Annotated in this window: 16 protein-coding genes; 5 read left to right on the forward strand and 11 right to left on the reverse strand. The window is 50.5% G+C overall.

From position 1 onward, the window contains the following. The first annotated feature begins 60 nt into the window (after positions 1-60). Entirely contained in the window at positions 61-1692 is a 1632-nt protein-coding gene (locus tag EKK48_08010; GenBank protein RTL43681.1) for a hypothetical protein, read from the forward strand. A 6-nt stretch (positions 1693-1698) separates the two neighbouring features. Here EKK48_08010 and EKK48_08015 read toward each other — a convergent pair whose 3' ends face one another. Continuing rightward, complete coding sequence (locus EKK48_08015; GenBank protein ID RTL43682.1) at positions 1699-1953, reverse strand: hypothetical protein; 255 nt, start codon at positions 1951-1953, stop codon at positions 1699-1701. 102 nt (positions 1954-2055) lie between these two features. Further along, entirely contained in the window at positions 2056-3846 is a 1791-nt protein-coding gene (locus EKK48_08020; GenBank protein RTL43683.1) for a PAS domain S-box protein, read from the reverse strand. Positions 3847-3929: 83 nt separating this feature from the next. Between EKK48_08020 and EKK48_08025 the strand changes: the two genes are divergently transcribed. The 3 genes from EKK48_08025 to EKK48_08035 all read left to right on the forward strand — a co-directional run bounded on the left by EKK48_08025 (position 3930) and on the right by EKK48_08035 (position 7335). Beyond that, positions 3930-4607 (forward strand): response regulator transcription factor, encoded by a 678-nt coding sequence (locus EKK48_08025; protein ID RTL43684.1) that lies wholly within the window; start codon positions 3930-3932, stop codon positions 4605-4607. A 339-nt stretch (positions 4608-4946) separates the two neighbouring features. Next, the gene (locus EKK48_08030) at positions 4947-6050 is read left to right on the forward strand and encodes a hypothetical protein (protein ID RTL43685.1); all 1104 of its coding nucleotides are present in this window, start codon (positions 4947-4949) and stop codon (positions 6048-6050) included. Between the two features lie 142 nt (positions 6051-6192). Then, positions 6193-7335 carry a hypothetical protein gene (locus EKK48_08035; GenBank protein RTL43686.1) on the forward strand — a complete coding sequence of 381 codons (1143 nt, stop codon included), beginning with the start codon at positions 6193-6195 and terminating at the stop codon, positions 7333-7335. A 1-nt stretch (position 7336) separates the two neighbouring features. Here the strand turns inward: EKK48_08035 and EKK48_08040 are convergent, their stop codons facing one another. From EKK48_08040 to EKK48_08055, 4 genes are all read right to left on the reverse strand, one after another. Further along, positions 7337-7558 (reverse strand): hypothetical protein, encoded by a 222-nt coding sequence (locus EKK48_08040; GenBank protein ID RTL43687.1) that lies wholly within the window; start codon positions 7556-7558, stop codon positions 7337-7339. Between the two features lie 148 nt (positions 7559-7706). Further along, complete coding sequence (locus EKK48_08045; GenBank protein RTL43688.1) at positions 7707-9494, reverse strand: hypothetical protein; 1788 nt, start codon at positions 9492-9494, stop codon at positions 7707-7709. A gap of 195 nt (positions 9495-9689) precedes the next feature. Then, a complete protein-coding gene (locus tag EKK48_08050) occupies positions 9690-10274 on the reverse strand; it encodes a hypothetical protein (protein RTL43689.1) in 585 nt (194 codons plus the stop codon). 40 nt (positions 10275-10314) lie between these two features. Continuing rightward, on the reverse strand, positions 10315-11400 hold the full coding sequence (locus EKK48_08055; GenBank protein ID RTL43690.1) for a hypothetical protein: 1086 nt from the start codon (positions 11398-11400) through the stop codon (positions 10315-10317). Between the two features lie 303 nt (positions 11401-11703). Here EKK48_08055 and EKK48_08060 point away from each other — a divergent pair, with 303 nt between their 5' ends. Then, positions 11704-12945: a cytochrome P450 gene (locus EKK48_08060; GenBank protein ID RTL43691.1), complete on the forward strand. Its 1242-nt coding sequence runs from the start codon at positions 11704-11706 to the stop codon at positions 12943-12945. Positions 12946-12954: 9 nt separating this feature from the next. On the opposite strand, the gene EKK48_08065 is transcribed toward EKK48_08060, so the two are convergent. From EKK48_08065 to EKK48_08085, 5 genes are all read right to left on the reverse strand, one after another. Next, complete coding sequence (locus tag EKK48_08065) at positions 12955-14142, reverse strand: type II toxin-antitoxin system HipA family toxin (protein RTL43847.1); 1188 nt, start codon at positions 14140-14142, stop codon at positions 12955-12957. A 76-nt stretch (positions 14143-14218) separates the two neighbouring features. Beyond that, positions 14219-14560: an XRE family transcriptional regulator gene (locus EKK48_08070; GenBank protein RTL43692.1), complete on the reverse strand. Its 342-nt coding sequence runs from the start codon at positions 14558-14560 to the stop codon at positions 14219-14221. Positions 14561-14743: 183 nt separating this feature from the next. Then, positions 14744-15409, reverse strand: coding sequence for a hypothetical protein (locus EKK48_08075; protein RTL43693.1), 666 nt, complete (start codon positions 15407-15409; stop codon positions 14744-14746). A gap of 220 nt (positions 15410-15629) precedes the next feature. Continuing rightward, complete coding sequence (locus tag EKK48_08080) at positions 15630-16148, reverse strand: response regulator (GenBank protein RTL43694.1); 519 nt, start codon at positions 16146-16148, stop codon at positions 15630-15632. Positions 16149-16317: 169 nt separating this feature from the next. Beyond that, on the reverse strand, positions 16318-18987 hold the full coding sequence (locus tag EKK48_08085; GenBank protein RTL43695.1) for a S9 family peptidase: 2670 nt from the start codon (positions 18985-18987) through the stop codon (positions 16318-16320). Positions 18988-19036: the final 49 nt, after the last annotated feature.

Consider the following 19036-nt stretch of genomic DNA (forward strand, 5'->3'; position numbering starts at 1 on the left):
ACCACTCTGACCCTAAGGCACAAACTCTAACCCAAAATTTTTTTGCGGAGCTAAAAGTCAATGTCCTGCAAACGCGCCAGACGACACCGCATTTTACGTTCATGTACAGGGAGTTCCCTGGCACTTGTAGTAACCGTCTTTATTGGGATTCTAGTCGTTCTTGCCTTCTTCGCACTGAGCTTTGTCAGAACAGTTGGCGGGCACCAGGAGCAAGAGACGGCTATTGAGGCTGCTTCACTTGCTGCAGCCAAATCACTCAGCAAGGTGGTAGTCGATGATCCGGCAGTTGGACTGGTTGGTCTATCAAACTCACCGCCCGCATATAAAAATACGATGGCACAAGACAATTACTACACCCCGGTGCGGTCGATTAACTCATTACTGGCGACAAACCGTCTGGACATGGTGATAGCTGACTTACTCGACGATGATTTACTCAGGCAGTGCGCAGACTTCGACTATGCGAGGTTAATGCAGGCGCGGCAACGGTTGTCTGCCGAGCTGGTGCGTTGCGTAGAGCGCGGCGCGCATGCCACTGATGCTGACGGCGGCACCCTCACACCATGGGACGATGCACTCGCGGCCTACGAGTCAAATGGGCAGCGCATGACTGGCTCTCAGACGAAACTCCTCGTCGATACCCTGAAAATCACTCTTGGCGGAGCCGAAGCCATAGCGACCAACTGTCCGATTCCGAGACCATCCAAGTATGCACGACTAAACACAGACGAACAGTCAAATTACAACTATGTTGCCTACAAGAATATCGTTTTCAGAGGAAAGAGTTTCGTATTTGCTGGAACAAGCTCTTCGTCATGCCTCGTCGACGTGAAGAACTTTCGCGAAACCATGCCCAACTTACCGTACTTCATTCCGTGCGTAGTGAAATGCGAAGGCACTCAAGAATTCGTAGAGAAAAACAGCCGGCGTCTGGTTCACTGCGCAGCATGCGCCCAGCCGCCGTGTCTTCAAGACACATGTCCGCATCCTGGTGCTCTGTCTGTGAGTTTTCCCGGTAAAGGCGCTCCCGAGATCACTTCGCTTTACAGTATCTTCGCCAACAAGAACATCACGAAAAGTCCTACCGACCTTGTCCAAACGCCAACAGCAGCAGACTACCCCAATGCACCACTAACAGTGGTGCCTCTTCCCGTGCTTGGCGAAGAGCATCCTCGCAGCGAAAAGGTCATCAGACTCGCGTTTTACGACTGGATAAGGCGAGGAGGCGAGACACTTGATGTTCAATCGCTGCTGGAGGCAATGACCAAACCAATCGACACGACGAGCGGTGGCAAATCCTTTTTGTACGAGTGCCAGAAAGACGGAGTTGTAACCGTCACGTCGAAAGCGATTAACCCGCTGCCGGAGCTGCCGGTCAGTCAGAATCAGTGGCGATCGGTGTCAGGTATTGCACTCCACAGCACGAACGGCAGCTTTTTCGACGTCATCGTGAAAGACTATGTCAACCAACCGGGGCGAAATTTAGGGGGTCTGCACGCAGGAGAGCCTCTCGGAGAGGTAGAACCATCGAGCGGCGGCCCTATAGCGAACAATTCAATTAGTGACCCAAGAACATCAGTAGGAACATTTCCCATGGGACCTGGCGGCGGAGCGCCCCGACCAACCTACTTCAGCGGTGGTACAGCTGTAGACATAAGATTCAGAGAGCGAATCGTGAACAAGGCGGGCTAAGCCGCCTTACTTCATAGCGACAGTTTTACTAAGAATTCCTTCGTCAAACTCGATTGCTACTAATTGACCATTGGAATATACAGGTTTAGCATCGATTCCGACATTCTTCTGCTCTTTCAAACTAGTTTCAGTAACACATTGCTTGATTTCATCCATCGAATGCACGGACCGGTACTGATTTAGGGCGTCTTCGAGAGCATTCGTATCACCGCGGTCTAGTAAGTCTGCAAATTTTTGAGATTCGCTGCAAGATCTGGACACGACTTGTTACCTCCATAAAAGGGGCGTCATCGGTATTTGTTTCGGGATGTTTCCTGCTGTGATTTTGCGACAAACCAGTGTCTGTGTTGTGTCCATCAGTCCCTATTCGCCTTTAGGCAAACGGACGGTGAAAAGACTGCCTTTGCCGGGCTCGCTACTGCATGCAATCGTTCCGCCATGCAGTTCTACGAGCTGTTTGCAGATCGCCAGTCCCAAACCGGTTCCCCTTCTCTCTGTCATGTCACCGCGCTCAATCTGCCGAAAACGATCAAAAATTACAGCAGTCATATTCGCTGGAACACCTCGCCCCTGGTCGGCGACTGTCAATTCGACATAAGAGTATGATTCTTCGGCTCCGAGGCTGACAGTGCCTCCGTTCGGCGAAAACTTAATGGCGTTGGAAACCAGATTCGCAATTATCTGCACCAGCCGTTCGCGATCTGCAAAAACAGTTGCGGAGGCGCCCGACAAACTAAGATGCACGTTCTTTTTCTCAGCAATCGTCTGCATAGTTTCCAGAACTGCGTCGAATACTTCTAACACCGGCACTTTTTCTTTTCTGATTTCGAGCATGCCAGACTCGAGTTTGTCGAAGTCCAGAATATCCATGGATAGCGTCAGTATGCGCTGACAATTGTTCTTAGCGAGAGTCAAAAGATGCTGACTCTGTTGTGATTGGGAAGAGTCGTTAGATTTGAGAAGGAATTCGACGGCTCCCTGAATTGTGGTCAACGGCGAACGTATATCGTGACTGACCATCGAAAGCACTTCTTGCTTGAGCCGCTCGACTTGCTTGCGTTCAGTCAAATCATGCACAACACAAAATATAGAAGACTCCTTTGGCACCCAGCGCATCGACCACAGCGTTTCAACTCGCCTCGCATCAGTGCTGCGCATTGCCAATTCAACAGTAAAAGCCTTGTCCGTACTTCGTGCCCGAGTCAACGAATCCTTCGCGTCGTTCAGACTTTCAGGATCGGTCAGATCGAGCAAAGAACGCGACTTCAATTCTTCATGAGGAATACCGAACAGATCGTCGGCCGCAGGATTTACTGAAATGAAATTGCCATCGGCGTCGATAGAACAAATCACATCGACTGCATTTCGAATAATGGCGCGCTCCTTCTCGGCGGCTTCGTTGATAGCATTGGCCATAGCATGGAATGTGTCATCGAGAAGAGCAACTTCGTCATTGCCTACGATTGCCGGGTTGAGGGCTTCACCCCGCGATAGACGATTAGCATTATCGATCAGAGCTTTGATTCGGCGCCCTACGGTCCCCCCATAAGTAAGAGTCGACAGCAATGCAAGCAAAACGTAGAAAGCCAAACCAGCGTACATGAGAACGCGAATTAACTTTCGCTGCGGCACGACATCTTCGAAATTGGCTTTGAATCGCCCTCTTTCGCTAGCCAGAAGTTTCTGACGTAATGTAATAGCTTCGTTCCACAAAGGCAGAAGCTCGTTACCAGAGAAGAGCGCTTTCACCTGATCGGGGCGGCTCAATTCCTTCTGCGAATCAAGCACCGTCAGTCTCTCATCCAGGCGGTGGTTGATCGACAACAACTGGCGAGCTTCATCACTTTGAGTCTCATTGGCCGCATACAGCGCAGTCATGCGCTCGTTCTCCTCGGAAAGCTTGTGTTTGACCGATTGCAAGACTTCCCGATACTCAGGTCGAGCTGTCAGCTTGTAGCCAGTCCAACAGAGCGCCACAGAAGCAGCTAGAAATTCGCTCCAATTTGCGCGTCCGATCACCTCTTTACTACGATTCTCGTATTCTGCCATCAATTCGGAGCGTTCCAGCAGGATCCCGATTACCACCGAGAAAAGCATCTGAAATGCAAGCGGCAGAGCAATAAAGAGTCCGAGTTTTGTTCTAAGAGAAATCACGGCTAGAGTTTTTGAGACACGCCCATTTTACTCGTATTTGATAAAATGCAGGAGTTTGGACCACTGAAGAAGCGCCATAGTAGATGTCAAAGATCCTGCTCGTAGACGATGACGAAGAGCTCACATCGATGGTGGCGGCGTGGTTAACGGCGGAGCATTACATCGTCGAGGTAGTGCACGATGGTGCAGATGCACTTTACAGGCTGGAACAACTGAGCTACGACGCTATCATTCTCGATCTCTCACTGCCTCACATGGATGGCTTGGAAGTGTGTAAGAGATTTCGCGAGAAAGGCGGAGTAACTCCCATTCTTATGCTAACGGGCAGAGCCACCATCGATAACAAAGAGACCGGTCTCGATTCTGGAGCAGACGACTATCTAACTAAACCGTTCGACATGCGCGAGTTAATGGCGCGTATTCGTTCCGTGCTGCGCCGCCCTGAGACATACAAAAGTAATATGCTCCACTCGGGCGATATTGTCCTGGACACAACCACTCGCGTCGTAACCAAGGGTGGCAAAAGCATTTCAATAATGCCGGTCGATTTGGCTCTGCTCGAGTTTTTCATGCGGCATCCCAACCAAGTGATAAGCACCGATGCCATCCTCGATCGTGTATGGCACTGCGATAAAAGCGTCACTAGCAATGCCCTCCGTTCATCGATCAAACGATTGAGACGACACTTGGATGACGAAGGAGCTGACTCGATTATCGAGAATATTCAAAAATTCGGTTACTGCTTCAAGCCTAGAACATAGCTTGCGCATCAACAGCGTCGCTCGCTCATAGAGCCACCACCAGGCGCCGTGCACTCGGGACGAGGGCGTTCCATGAAGCCTCCACGAGAAGCGCTAACCTGCGCTAACACAGGCCGGAACATGCGACGAACTCAAGTCCCTCTGAGAGCCAGGCGATTTGAATAACAGTTGACACACGACAGACACAAGCTTCCGATACTATTAAACAAACCCACAACACCGACTATGCGTTGAGAATGCAAGACTCACGGTCCAATGTATCTAATTGCGCATTTGCGCATATGTTCATGCAACTTTTGGCACATTCGCGGGAACAACATAAGAGGAGGTAACAGCCGAATGCCATGCAAGCGGACACTGCGAATATCCTCCCGGCGCAATCGTCTCGGATCCGCCGGACTGGCTGAATTTGCTCCAACAATTTTTGTGCTGGTTTTCATTACGTTCCCGCTGATCAATCTCATGGGAGCAGTCACCGGTTACGCATGCGCAACGCTGGCAGCCTGGCAGGCAGCCAGGCGCGCTTCAGTCTCATACGATATTCCGCAAGCCCTTGAAGCAATGTCCAGTGAAGTGACAGCCATCACCGCCTCTGGCTTCGGCAACTTCGCTCGGCTGGAGCCGATCAACGGCTTTAAAGACTGTGGCAGTGATCTCTACATCGAAGCCACCGACGTCTACAGCGGGAAAACCGAAACATATGGTCCAAATGTAGGTATTCCGCCACCTGTTGACACGGCTTCACATGTGTACGAGGCAATGACAAAAGTCACGATGAACGTCGGACCAGCCATCAACATGGCAGCAATTCCAGGACTTTCGAACATACCTGGTTTGGGGAAGCCGGCGCAATTCCAAATCGCATGGCGCAGAGCAATCGAACACCCTGAAAACATGACGGCGGCAACCCGGGCAGCACTGGCTGGTGGAACGGCACCATTCACGACCGGTCCACTACTGGAAAGCGGATACTCGAGGGGAGGAGGGTTACCACAGGTCGACGAGAGCGACTGGAATTACCCGACCATTTACGACATGATTGCTGCTGCTGGTGAGACAGTCATCGATGACAATGTAATACAGGTATTCGCAAATAACTCAAATTGGACTCCATCTGGATTGGACGTTCAGCCTGGCGACAAAATCTGGATCGACATGCGTGCCGACGGAGAGTGGAACACGTTTCCATCACAACAGACTCAGGGAACCGATGCCGATGGCTACGTCGGAACCCAGGTTCAATGGAACAATCTAGCAGGTTCGTCAATGATTGGAACGCTGGATGACGGTGCTCATATGTTTTTGCTGGGCAAGAGACAGTGGAACATGGTGCCACCGACTCCAGGGAAATTGAGCATGATGATGAATGACGCAATGAAAAGTCCAGCCTGCTATGACGACAACACAGGCGTAATGAACGTGCGCATCATCATAGCGAGGTGAGTTGACACCCCATAGACACAAGGTTGCACAAATATAAAACTCAGCCTCGCGACTAAATTCAACTATTTGCGCAGTTGCGAAATTATTTACACAATATTGTCCACAGAACCGGGAAAAGAGTGAAGGGAGGTATATAGGCCCAATGCCATGCAAGCAGATACAGCGATCATCCTCCCGGCGCAGTTGCCTCGGAGCAGCCGGACTAGCCGAATTTGCCCCGACACTTTTCGTACTTGTTTTCATCACTTTCCCCCTTATCAATCTCATGGGAGCAGTCACCGGCTACGCGTGCGCAACACTGGCAGCCTGGCAGGGAGCCCGGCGCGCCTCAGTGTCATATGACATTCCGCATGCCCTTGACGCAATGTCCAACGAAGTAGCTTCCGTTACCGCGTCTGGTTTCGGCAAGTTCGCTCGCCTGGAACCAATCAGCGGCTTTGACAATTGTGGCAGCGATCTCTACATCGAAGCCACCGACGTCTACAGCGGCAAGACTGAAACATACGGTCCAAACAAAGGTGTTCCGCCTCCTGTCGATACGGCTTCGCATGTTTATGAGGCCATGACGAAGGTCACTATGAATGTCGGACCGGCAATCAGCATGGCGGCGATTCCGGGACTTTCCAATATCCAGGGTTTGGGAAAACCAGCTCAATTTCAAATCGCGTGGCGCAGGGCAATCGAACATCCAGATAACATGACTGCGGCAACGCAGAAGGCATTGGATGGTGGCACAACCGCAGTTCAGACCGGCCCGCTGCTAGCCAATAACGGCACCACCCCCGCGACACATTATCTCGACGAAAGTGGTTGGAACCATCCGGATATTTATGACCTGATACGTGATGCCGGTCAGCAGGTCGTTGCGGAAGACGTGATTCAGGTGCGCGCTGACAATGCTGTCTGGACCTCCCCCGGTCTGGAAATCACACCTGGCGAGAAACTGTGGATCGACTATAGAGCCGATGGTGTGTGGAACCACTGTTCCCCACTAGAAAACAAACCTGATTGCAATGCTGACGGAGACATGGACATGGGACTGTCTAGTACCAATGGATTTCCAGCTGCCGCAATGATTGGCAAAATCGGCTCGACGACGATGATACTAGGCATCGAAAAGCAGAATTTCGTGCCGCCAGCGACTGGTCCACTGAGTTTCATGTGCAATGACGGCGGAAACTTCGGATATCCGGGTGTGCTTCGAGACGGAACGATTCCAGCGGACACGCTTGCGTGGCAGGACAATCGCGGCACAATGACTGTTCGAGTCATCATCACAAGATAGACTAGCTGCCGTCATCCACAAGATAAACAAGGCTACGACGAGTGGAATGTCCAACCAGTGCGGAAAAAACATTGGCCAGACACGGTGCCATTCGTTTGTTGTTGGCAATTCGGTTTGTTGTTGGCAATTCGATTTGTTGCTGGTAATTCGTTGTCACGAAATCTGAACGACCTGCCGGCACCACTATCGAGCCGTTGTGCAAGATGTATGTATGTGTTCGCAAACATTGCCAATCCTCAGTAATGTGCCATACAGGCTCCGTATATAGGCTCCGAAGAGGGAGCACTGCATCAATCCGCACTGTAGTGAGAACGGCAATGTAAGCGAAGATGAGTTCTACTATGGTTCTCTATTTTGAACTGAAAGAAAGGCTAAAGATAACTACGATCTTCCTGCTCCGGTGGAGCAGCTAAATGACTCTTACGAAATACCATTACTTTCTCGAACCCATTTTTGTTCCAATTACCATTCTGGTCGTGCATGCCTTCTGTGAATTTCTCAGGAAGTCCCTCACCACTAATTAGACCAGTGTGGCTGTCATTCTCGTAGAGTTTCCCTGCTCCTTTGTAGATTGCCGAATGACCAGGCATCGTTCCAGGTCTGGCGCCGATGATAACATCACCAGGGCTCAGGTTATCGGTCGAAAAACCGTCGGGCTGGGGAAGCATCTCGTATCCATGCTTTTGCAGCAATTCTTGCAATCTTCTGTTGTTGGAAGTGACAGGGAAGTTGGAGTCCAGTTCGTGGAGGGCGTTAGAAACAGCCAGTGCACATCCGAGTCGCGGATCAATACTTGGATCTATTTCTCTGATAGAGCCGCCCTCACCGGGAAGCTTCAGTTCTGTCTCTCCACTCGGGAGCTGATTTTCGGCTCTATTTCTATCGGAATCGAGTGGCTTGCCTTGGTCCTGCTCATTCTCAGAGAGTTCGATTTTGTCGGGGAGCGCATCTGGTGTAGGCATTTTGTCAAAATAGCCGTCTCCAGAAAACTCCTTCGGTGTCGGCATAGCGCCTGAAGTAGTTTCGTCCCCATATGAATGAAAACTTGGCATTGCGCTGTTGAATGTCATCTCTGAACCTGGAAACACTCTGTTTTCCATGTCTGCTGTTCTACCGGCACTGATTAGGTTGTGATGAAAAAAATCAGTCGGCTGCAAAGGCTCTGAGTAAATACGGTTTGCATCATCGGATGGTGCAGTTTTTGTATGCCAATCTCTATTGTCCACATAGTCTTTGTCAAAGTTCAAACCTGGCTCTGCGACCGCTCCTCCGCTATATAGGCTATTGACGTAAAAGTCTTTATTGGATCTCTCATTTCCGAAAATGTCCGGCTTAAATGCTCCCTGCCCGGTTGAATGATCAACATCGACACCGGCAAATGAATTCTTAAGAGCAGGCATAAACCCGCCAAAATGTCCTGATGAATAATCTATAGAAGTGTCAACCCAGTCTGAGCGGTTCGGGTTGGCTGTGTCATTACCCTTCAGTGAGCCGGAAACATAGTCATTTCCTACCTTGAAGTTGTATTGAAGCGATTTCTGTTTTTCGTGGTATACAACTCGATCGTCTTCCTCCGCGCCGGTCACTACTTCTCCATCTTTGAGAGCGGCGCCCACGTGGTCTTTCTTGCTTGGATCATAATGATAAGCCTTTCCGTCACCGGCAAATAAGATCTTTGTTCCGCCACTCAGTGTGACGCATTCACGGTCGAAAACGGTTGCCTTAGAATTGGGATTGGTAGGATCAAACTTAGCAGTTTCTCCAACTATAGAATTGCCATCCTTTGATTGAAGCAGCATCACATCTTTCCCTGCTTCAATTTGATCATCCACCTGGGTCCCATCGTCAGCGACCAGGTGGGGATCTCCCCAAACGCGCTTCTTACCGGCTTCATCGTTGTACTCACATCTGCCTCCCCTGGCACGGTCGTGTGGTTCTGACTCTGAAGTTGGCTCACCATAAATAGCTCTGGTATCAAAAACAAGCGAGCCTTTGTCCGAATGCAATGAGCCTTTGTCCGAATGCAATGAGTCATTGCGCCCAGTTGAAATTATCTTGTTGGTAAGGATGTCGTGACGAGCTGCCAGGTCTACGCCGAAGGAAGGCCGATCTAAGCTGGAAACGGATCGTTTATGGTCGTCAAAAGTCTCAATGGCCATAATTTCTCTCCTGATTGTCTTGTGGTCTAATACACGCAAACATACTGACTAAAGCCGGTGTCAAATTTGTGTTGAGTTTGCGCGGTCTCTCGTCTATAGAAGATCTAGGAGACATAACTTTTGCTTTGGTCAATGATGAACACTGACCAAAAACTGTGTTTCACAAATTTCGTTTGCGACTTGATGGACGCGAAATCAAAAACGAGCCGGATTCAAATAATACAAACGGTCTTTTCCAAAAGGATACGAGGTGAGGCGAATACCAGTTTGGAATCCCTTTTTGACCTGCAATCCAGGAAAGAACGAATAGTGTCCCAGCTCGCTCGCAATCTGGTCGTATTTATCCATCGGCACGAGCACCACAGCCATGGCAGCACGCTGCAGTTCAAGCTCTAATAGCAATCTGACAATGACGTTAGCGGCAGCGGCGTTGTTGCTACCACTTGGTGCAAGCACGACTACACCATACTGGTAAGGAGCGATTTTAAGTTGACTGTATCTCTTCAGTCCGATCGGAACACTGTCGTGATACCAAAACTCTTCGTACAATCGCGACGGCGTACTCACTGTCTCACCATCAGCATTTTGCGGAAACGTTCGCGCGCTGATTTTAAATGCAGTGAGCGGATTCAACTGCGAGCTCGGATACTTCAGAAACGGACGATCGTTCTTCATCTCGACGAACATCGCCCATTGATACTCGTCCTGGAAATAAGGATCATCAAGCTTAGCGTCAAACTCCGCATTACACGGAGTTTGACAGCCGAAAGCTAAAGACATCAACGCAACCAGCGATGCAATAAACGCGCCGTAGCAGCGATTAGTGCGAGCGTGCAGCAACCTGATTTCCATATCTCAGGAGAGTTATTGTTACGGTACCACCAGCGGGAACAGCAGGATTTCCATTCGGACTAACACTCAACTGACAGATACCATATCCGGTACTAGTCTGAGTATTAGCAGGTGCCAACAAATGGGTTTTACTGTTGAAATAACGACTGTATGGCAATTTATGAACACCCGGAGGAGGATTTTCATAGGCGGTATAACGACCGTTCGGTGGCGGTTGGCTCACCCATGGCGAATCGCCGTTGTTCGGATAATAGTTGATGGCGTTGTCACAACCAAGATCCTGTCCGGGATAAGTGAAAGTACAAGGAACGGCAAGATTTCCGGGAGGAGTGGCTGGCGCAGTTGCGTTGTTATAGCGCGATACGCAATTGCTGCAACCAAAAGGAAACACACCGGGATTACCATAATCACCATAAAAGGTTGGCGAAGCGCCCGGGTGATTCTCTACGTGAGGGACTTGAATGATATTACCGCTGGGGGCAGCCCAAGCACCAGTGATCCATCCACCATTCGGAAGATCGATGCTCCAGATTGCGTTAACGCCGTTGACTTCACTGATATCACAGTTATCCGACGAAGCTGCTGCCAGCGAAAACTCCACGAAAGTGGCACCGGTTGAAGTGGTGCATTGGTTCACGATGTTCGGGTTGTTAGGGTCCTGACCATTTGTACTTGAGTCCGCAGGGCAGTATAGAGCCACCTGGCTGCTCAACGGGTTACTGTCGTACCCAGTGAATCGAGCCGTTTGCTTCTTCTTCAAGTAAAAGTAATAGTACGGCGCGCCCACATTTGGCACAGCAACTACTGGAATTGGCTGATTGGTTTTGTTGTCGACAAGAGTGAACGGCGTAGAGCTTGGATTCTTGACGATAATGATTTGCTTGGTTCCAACTGCATCAAGATTGTGATTGACAATGAGCAAGTTGTTAGCGCTAGATCCCTGAGCTAGAGCGGCAGGTGTTGCAATCAATGAAAACGGTGTTGCAATCAGCGCGAAGAGCAGCATCAACCGCACAAAATTTGCGGCATTCGAAAGCCCGAAAAGATTCCCCATCAGCAGCCTCATGTTGCCACCTCCGTTTATGCTATAGACCCATGCGAGAACCGACACTATATCACCAAGCACATGAAGTTGATTTCCACAGGTGGATTAATTGTCGAGTCAAGCTATGGGCACTTGTTATTTCCTACCCCGAATTTACTAAAATGAGAGGTTTTGGAGAAATAAAACAGGATGACAACCACTTCCAAATCAGCAGGTTCAAAATGACTGATCGCAGCATCGCCGGAGAATGGGTGGGGCGCTACATCTAGACGACATACTCTTTGGAACAGCCGATTCGCTGCCGGAGCACAGATGGTTACAACCAGCACTCAATACTGCAACCCGATCACTAACACAGACCAAAACTTCCTGAACAATCCATATCCGGAGCTGAAAAGACTTCGCGAAGGTGCTCCTGTTTACTGGGTTTCGGAGCAAAAATATTGGCTGGTCAGTCGTTACGACGATGTTCAAACAGTAATGAAAAACAATTCTTTCGGCAAGCAGATCCACACATGGAAACACAGCCGCAGACCGCTGTTGGCAATTTTCTTTCCCCAGCTTTTGTATCTGCGGAAAACAATCGGCAGTTGGCTTCTCAATCTCAACCCGCCCGACCACACTCGCGTGCGAACTCTCATTGCCAAGGCATTCACGCCCAGCAGCATCGAGGCACTGATGCCCGAAATCGAACAGCTTGCGGACAAGGTTGCACAAGAGATGAGTAAGAAGTCGTCGCCAGAAGTTCCGCTAGATATTGTTCATGAATTTGCATTCCCGTTTCCGCTTGCCGTGATCGGTTTGATCTTGGGAATCCCAGTGCACGACGGAGACAAATTGAGGTTCTGGTCGCAGCAGGTCGTGGGTCTAATCGGCGGCAGTAGAGAGCTGAAGAAGCTTATGACTGCCGGCTCCGCCATGAAACAATTTGCCGCCTACATCAAACCACACATCGAAGCACGTCGAAAAAATCCGACGAACGATCTCCTGTCAGTGCTGGTGCAGGCAGAGAACGAAGGCGACAAGCTTAAGACGGAGGAATTAGTTGCGAGCAGCATTCTTTTCCTCGTCGCAGGTTTTGAAACGACCGTCAATCTAATAGCTAACTGCTTGATCTGCATGGATCGCTTTCCAGACCAAGCAGCCCTGCTCAAAGCGAACCCCGAGCTGGTTAGCGCGTTTGTAACCGAAACACTCCGATTCGAAAGCCCGGCACAGGTGGCGCCTCGATTAGCCCAAACGGATACAACCATCGGCGGTACCAGCATCAAGAACGGCGATATGGTCTGGCTATTGCTGGGAAGTGCAAATCGCGACTCTGCAAAATTCGCCAATGCAGATACATTTGACATGCAACGTCAGGAATCACGCAACCTTGCCTTTGGCGACGGAATTCATCGGTGCATCGGCGCCGGACTGGCCGAATCGGAAGCCGCGATAGCGCTGAAAGTATTGAACAAGCACTTTCCTGATCTGCGCATACAGCAACCGGTAAACTTCCAGTCACCATTTGGACTGAGAGGTCCGAGCAAACTGCTAGTCACACTTTCGTGAACTAGCCTCTTACTGATTCTCTTTAGCTGCAAAACCATCATACACAAATGCTCTGCGGATTGTCTCCGCATCTTTCATACTGACGCCGCATGAGCGAACCACGCTATTCCAGCTCGCTTTGATTTGATCTCGCATATCCGAAACGATATGCGCAGCCTGATCACGCTCAAGCAAGAAACGAGGGCTCTGCGACAAGAGATTATCCATGTTTGCAAATCGTCCTTGATCTCCACATGCCATAGCGAGATCTCGGCGCTCTTCGGAGATAACAGGCGATGGAGTCAAATCGTACGCAGGAGAAAGTTTCCAGTCCATATCCATAGCAATCAGTGCGTGATTGCGCGGATGGTCATCGAGATTGGAAATAAGCGCATTAAAGCACATACGGCGAAATAATTCCGTCGCATCTTTTCTCGGTTCAGCGACGACCCTTCGCAGTTCTTCAGCTAGAAGCACGTATGACCATCGATTTCGCTGCTGTGCTGAATCCTCAGCACGAAGCAGTGTCAAACCGCTTATCATCCGAGCGCGATTATAACCACGACTGGTTTTCTCACGGTCAAATCGCTGCACCAGCAGAACGTCTTTCCCAGCAACGTTTTCAAGCCGGCTGCGGGCAACATTGATACCACATTGTCTGGCAAGTTCAAGCATCGCGTATTCGACGCGAGGATTATTCCAGCGATCATCAGGCCGGCTGAATTTCGCAACCCAGAGTCCGATGTTGTCCTCCACAACCGCTTTTGGCCGAGCACCACCCATAGAGGTACCAAGAAGAATCAAATCTTGAATCTGAGTAGCCAAGTGATCTGCATGCTCAATCTCATCGCGAATCAAAGCATCGGCCAACTGATGAAGTCGCTCCAGATCAATTGTTTGGTTGAACTTTCTTTTGGGCGCTGGCGGTTCCTTTCCCAAGCCAAACGCGAGTGCACCGGCTCGGTCGTCAGGCGATTCTAGAAGATAATCAAGCTCGCCAAGTTGCGACTTTCCTGAATGCTTTTCGATTACGCGTCGCCCCCAATAGTCAGGACCAGCATCGCGAATAGCACCAAATATGCCACTAAGTCGCACAGTCTCATAAGTGCGCTTCGTGAGCTTCAAATCGAGTGGATCAATTTCAACAGCATTTGCGCGTGACAGATATTTGTCGCCATACACAAAACGCCCGAGTGAGTTTCCGAGCCGATCTTGCATCAATACAAACTTCCCTGCCGTGACGCTGGTGGTCTCTCTCGGCAGCGTAATGTATACAAAGCACTCGGATGACTGCTTAGAAATCACGATCTAAGTCTCTTTTCTTGCGGACCCGCTTGCGTTCACGCGCTAGTGCCAGCGCTAATCCCACTTCGTCGTTGGAAGGATCTGCAACATTCTCAAGTTGATTAAGTTGATCGTAAAGCCACAGCAACGCTGCATAAACCACCAGTCCCGTTGCAGGTTTACCCTTCTCTGCGTCCATCACCGCACGTGGACCCGTACCAATTCGCTCCGCAACATCCTCTATCGTCAAATGACGCCGAATACGGGCGACTCGCAAATTTTCGCCAAGTCGTTTCATGCACTGCTCCACGTCATAAGGGGGCGCCTGAAGTAATTTGTTAGTTCTCACCATATGCTTTTAAAAGCGCCTCGCATGCGTTAAATTGCTTTTAAAAGCATAACACAAAACAGGAATACTAGCCAATATATGCTTTTAAGCGGATCTTAAACACTTTGAGCTGCTTTTAATAGCACATACTGACTCTGGATATACGCTCAAGCGACCCCGGAACGTTTTGCGCACCATACGACAGCCTTACTTCTGCTTTCTGTGTAATATCTCGGCGTTGACTTTCGTCTCGACTTCCTGAGCAGTAACTTCGGGACAACCGAGTTTCTTTCGCAAAGCATTCACTTTCTCGATGGCTTGATCTGCGCTGTGCCCGAACGTCGCCTCGAACTTATGCCCCTTATCGTCAGTAAGATCTGCAAAGCCAGTGGTAACTGACGTAGTTGTGAAATGTCCCTTCATGTGCCGTCCGTCTTCGCACTTCACATGGATGTAGCCTCGCTGCCCCGCACCACTGCTATTTAGCGGGACGTGCGTGACCTGGGCGACTCCGTGACATTTACAACCGTTTTCACTGTTGAAATCAATCGATGCTCGCCCCAAAAACGGATTATCCTGCACCATTCCGTAGAAGAATTCGCAGTCAGCTGCGTTCTGCGCTGCGAAATAATAACGCAATTTGAGGAAGGAAGGTCCGTGCTTAAGCCAGAACCAATGCTTCTTCACCTTCTCAGGCGGAGCGGTTTCGAGATCCGACTCGTCGTAAATGTTCGTCTTGGTATTGTTCGCATTACCACCAGTGGAAGTCGCTGCTGGTTTCGTCAGATTTTGCACATCAGTGGACGGCGCAGCCGGAGTTGTCGGGTTCGACGCTTCAGCAGATATCGCAGCCTGAGCCGCCGAAGATGGCACACTACTCGATTCCTCCGCGTCGGCGACTGAACACCCAAGTGAAGTAAAGACCGTGAGCGTCAGCGACACGACAAATATCTTTGTGAGTAAAATAGCGGGGAATCTGATGATCGACTGAGCCCTAACTTTCGGTTACAAGCTTCATAGTAACTCGTTATCAGCTCCAATGGTTGATCAACAACGGTAGTTGGAAAGTCATCATCCGGAGACCAAGCTAGATTTATCCATTACTCCGGTTTCGCTGTCTCAGTAACGAACTCCGCAGCGCTCCAGATTGATTGTGACCTTCGCTTTTATCATCGCCTAAATTTTTACCAGACTGCAGACCCAACCGCTTTTGGATCAAACAGCGGCAATCACTCTCGTTCAAAATAGCTTGAAGCTCCTCTCGAACGATTGGTTTTCGCAAATAGCCAGACATTCCGAAAGGAATACTTTTATCCAAATCAGCATGCTCTTTCATCGCGATTATCGGCACCGCATCAGCCGCTTTCGACCGCTCAAAATTACGAATCAATCTGGTCGCTTCATATCCATCCATCATCGGCATATTCAGGTCCATGAGAATAAGCCGACAGGCTGTGGTCTGCGCAAGGCTCACTGCTTCCCTGCCGTCCCGTGCAATGATGACCGAATAGCCGAGCTGCCTCAGATGCGACTCAAGCAACCAACATTGCGTCATATCGTCTTCCGCAATAAGTATGTTTTCCGCCATAGAGTCTCCAGCGCACCCGCGCATGCCGTTCAGCTATTACGGTTGATGACTCTACTTAAGCAAAAACGAGTAAAGGAAGTATTTGGAAATGTATGGACTGCGAAACAATCCGAACATTTCTCGGGGTATATGCAGACGAACTAGCGCCGACATTACACAATTGATTTGATTCAATGTGGCGATGCCGCACCAGTTAGTTGGAACTCGACACAGCCGAAGTAGTACGAGGCGGCGCGTTTTTCACATACTTGTCGAACCAGGTCAGCATGTCGTAAACAAGCTGCTCATTCGACTCAAGCGCAGTGTACCAGTGCGGCTCGTGCGGCAGCATGACCAGACGCACCGTGCCACCATTGCCACGAACAGCTTCGTAAAGCATAGTCGCCTGCAACGGCGTGGTACCAGGGTTCGCATCCTCTGCACCATGTACGATGCACAACGGGGTCTTCAACTTATTCGCAACGAAGAATGGTGACACCTTCAAATAAACTTCAGGTGCCTCCCACACAGAGCGCCGCTCATTCTGGAATCCGAAAGCCGTAAGCGTCTTATTGTACGAACCGCTGGTGGCGACCCCGGCCCTGAAGAGATCCGAGTGCCCAACCAGGTTCACCGTCATCAACGCACCATGGCTGTGCCCTGTTACTCCGATACGGTCAGGGTCAGCAACTCCAAGTCGAACCGCTTCATCGACGGCAGCCTTTGCGTCGGCAACGAGTTGATCGAGATAAGTGTCGTATGCCTTCTTCGGATCGCCAACGATTGGGAAAGCCGCGTTGTCGATAATCGCATAGCCAGCAAGCAACAAGAGTTTGTAGTTACGCAGTCTGGTGAAGGTCGATTGCGAACCAGTGACTTGACCAGCGACTGAAGCATCCGCATAGTCGAGCGGATACGCATACAGAATCGTCGGCACCCGAGTTCCTTCCTTGTAACCAGGCGGAGTGTACAAGGTGAAAGAAAGGTCGAGCCCATCGGCGCGCTTGTACTTCACCAGACGCTTTTTGATCGCGCGTACTTCCGGCGCAGGGTCAGGGAGGTGAGTTAAGGCAACGCTCGTCGAAGCAACAGTTGCTTCCCCCTCTGGTGCGTCCACCGGTTTGCCCAGCGTGCGCACAAAAACATTTGGAGGGTCAGTTGGAGATTCGTGCCAGGTTAAGAAGGTCTGCCCATCCTCACCGGTGAATGCCAGAAAACGCTCGAGAGCAGTCTTATCACTCCGGAACAAGCGTTGCGATTTTAGTGTTTTGGTATCGAGACAATCGAGGAACGGTCGATCGCCATCGGCAGAGGCACCAGTTCCGGAAAGATAAATCGAATCACCTTTCTGACGCACCACAAAAGCACCATTGGCGAGTCGGCGATGCACAGGATTGCCAGGATTCTTGTACTTTTCGTCAGTGGAAAGATCCCACAACAAACGCGGCTTTCCTTGCCGATCATCAACGTTGACAATAAAAGTGCGCTTCCAGTGTCTGTTCTGATCCTGCTCTTGCAACAAGGCGAAATTCGGCTGTTCGCCCCAATCGAGCCCGTCGTACCGCTGTTCCATTTTTGTAATTTCAATGGGAGCAGAGTCGAAAGGCGCCCTCAGCATCATCACTTTATCACGCGCCGGCACCTTAGCATTCCAGTCACCGCCGTCGAGAGCTTCAGCCCAAACAAGCGTCGCTGGCTCGGTCGAACGCCACGAGAATTCGCGCGGACCAGTCGGCACACCGTGAATAGGAACGCGGTCTGCAAGCGGCAGAGAAGCAACAGTTTTCTTAACCACCTGTGCTGGATTTGATACGTCCCAAACTTCGACATCGTGAGGGAATCGATCGTAAGTAGTTATGTACGAGTACGGTTTATGGATTGAATAAACAAGGATATGCTTGCCGTCTGGCGCAGCATCAACTGTTTCGTAGCTTCCAGGCTTGCCGATCTTGGTGATCTTTCCTGTCGCAGTATCGACTAAAGCCAACTGAGTCGCGGAATAGTAGTCGAAGAGATCTTCGTCGTGTTTATTGCGCAGAGTATCGCGAGTTTCGTACGTGCTGCTCTGGCCCTTCTCACCTTTCGACTCCTGGATGCTGGGTCCGATCGGCGTCACAGGCTGAGGCGGCGGCGCGCCCAATTCATCAGGCACGAGCTTGACCAGCAATGTTTTCTGGTCGGGCATCCACTGCAGTTCGTTATCCAGCATCGGGTTCATTTTGGCGCCCGGAATCTGGCGAGCAGCACCTGTTTTTGCATCCGCAACCCACAGTTCAACAGAATCGGCTGCGGCATTCACAAATGCGAATTGTTTTCCGTCAGCAGCCCAAAACGGATTACCAGGACATCCAGCCTTGGGCAGTGTGACATGCACCATTGCACCATCGGCGGTGCGAACAACATCAAAGTTGCTTGCGCAAGGGGTTATGCCATATCCACCAGGGCTATCATGTTTACTGTGATTCTTAGGCTCAACGCGCACGCCGGCGAGTTTCAGAAACGGAGTTGCGACGCGAGCAATAGATGGATAATCTTGCCAAGATACAAGCAGAACAGAATCATAGGTCGGACTCACTTTCGGCATGGGCGGCGCGGGCGCGAGCATGACATCTAGAATGTTTTTCGGCGGCACATTGTAGCCGCTAGCGCCGTCCGCTGCTCTGGCCGTAGCTGCTACCGCTGAACCGGAGGGTTTCTGTGAAAGCTCCTTCGCATGACTCGTCGGTGAACCTGCAGTACTCGTGGACACGACCTTCGGATGACTCGGCGACGAACCTGCAGTTCTCGTGGACACGACCTTTGCGTGAGCCACCGTCGAGATGAGTGGCGCTGCGGCAGTGACCACGCTGATGAGTTGAATGCCCAGTAGTTTCCGGATCGACATAAATTCCTGCGCCTCGATAATCGACAAACCCTGACAAAACATATGCCAT

Source organism: Candidatus Melainabacteria bacterium (assembly GCA_003963305.1).
In the GTDB taxonomy this organism is placed as follows: domain Bacteria; phylum Cyanobacteriota; class Vampirovibrionia; order Obscuribacterales; family Obscuribacteraceae; genus PALSA-1081.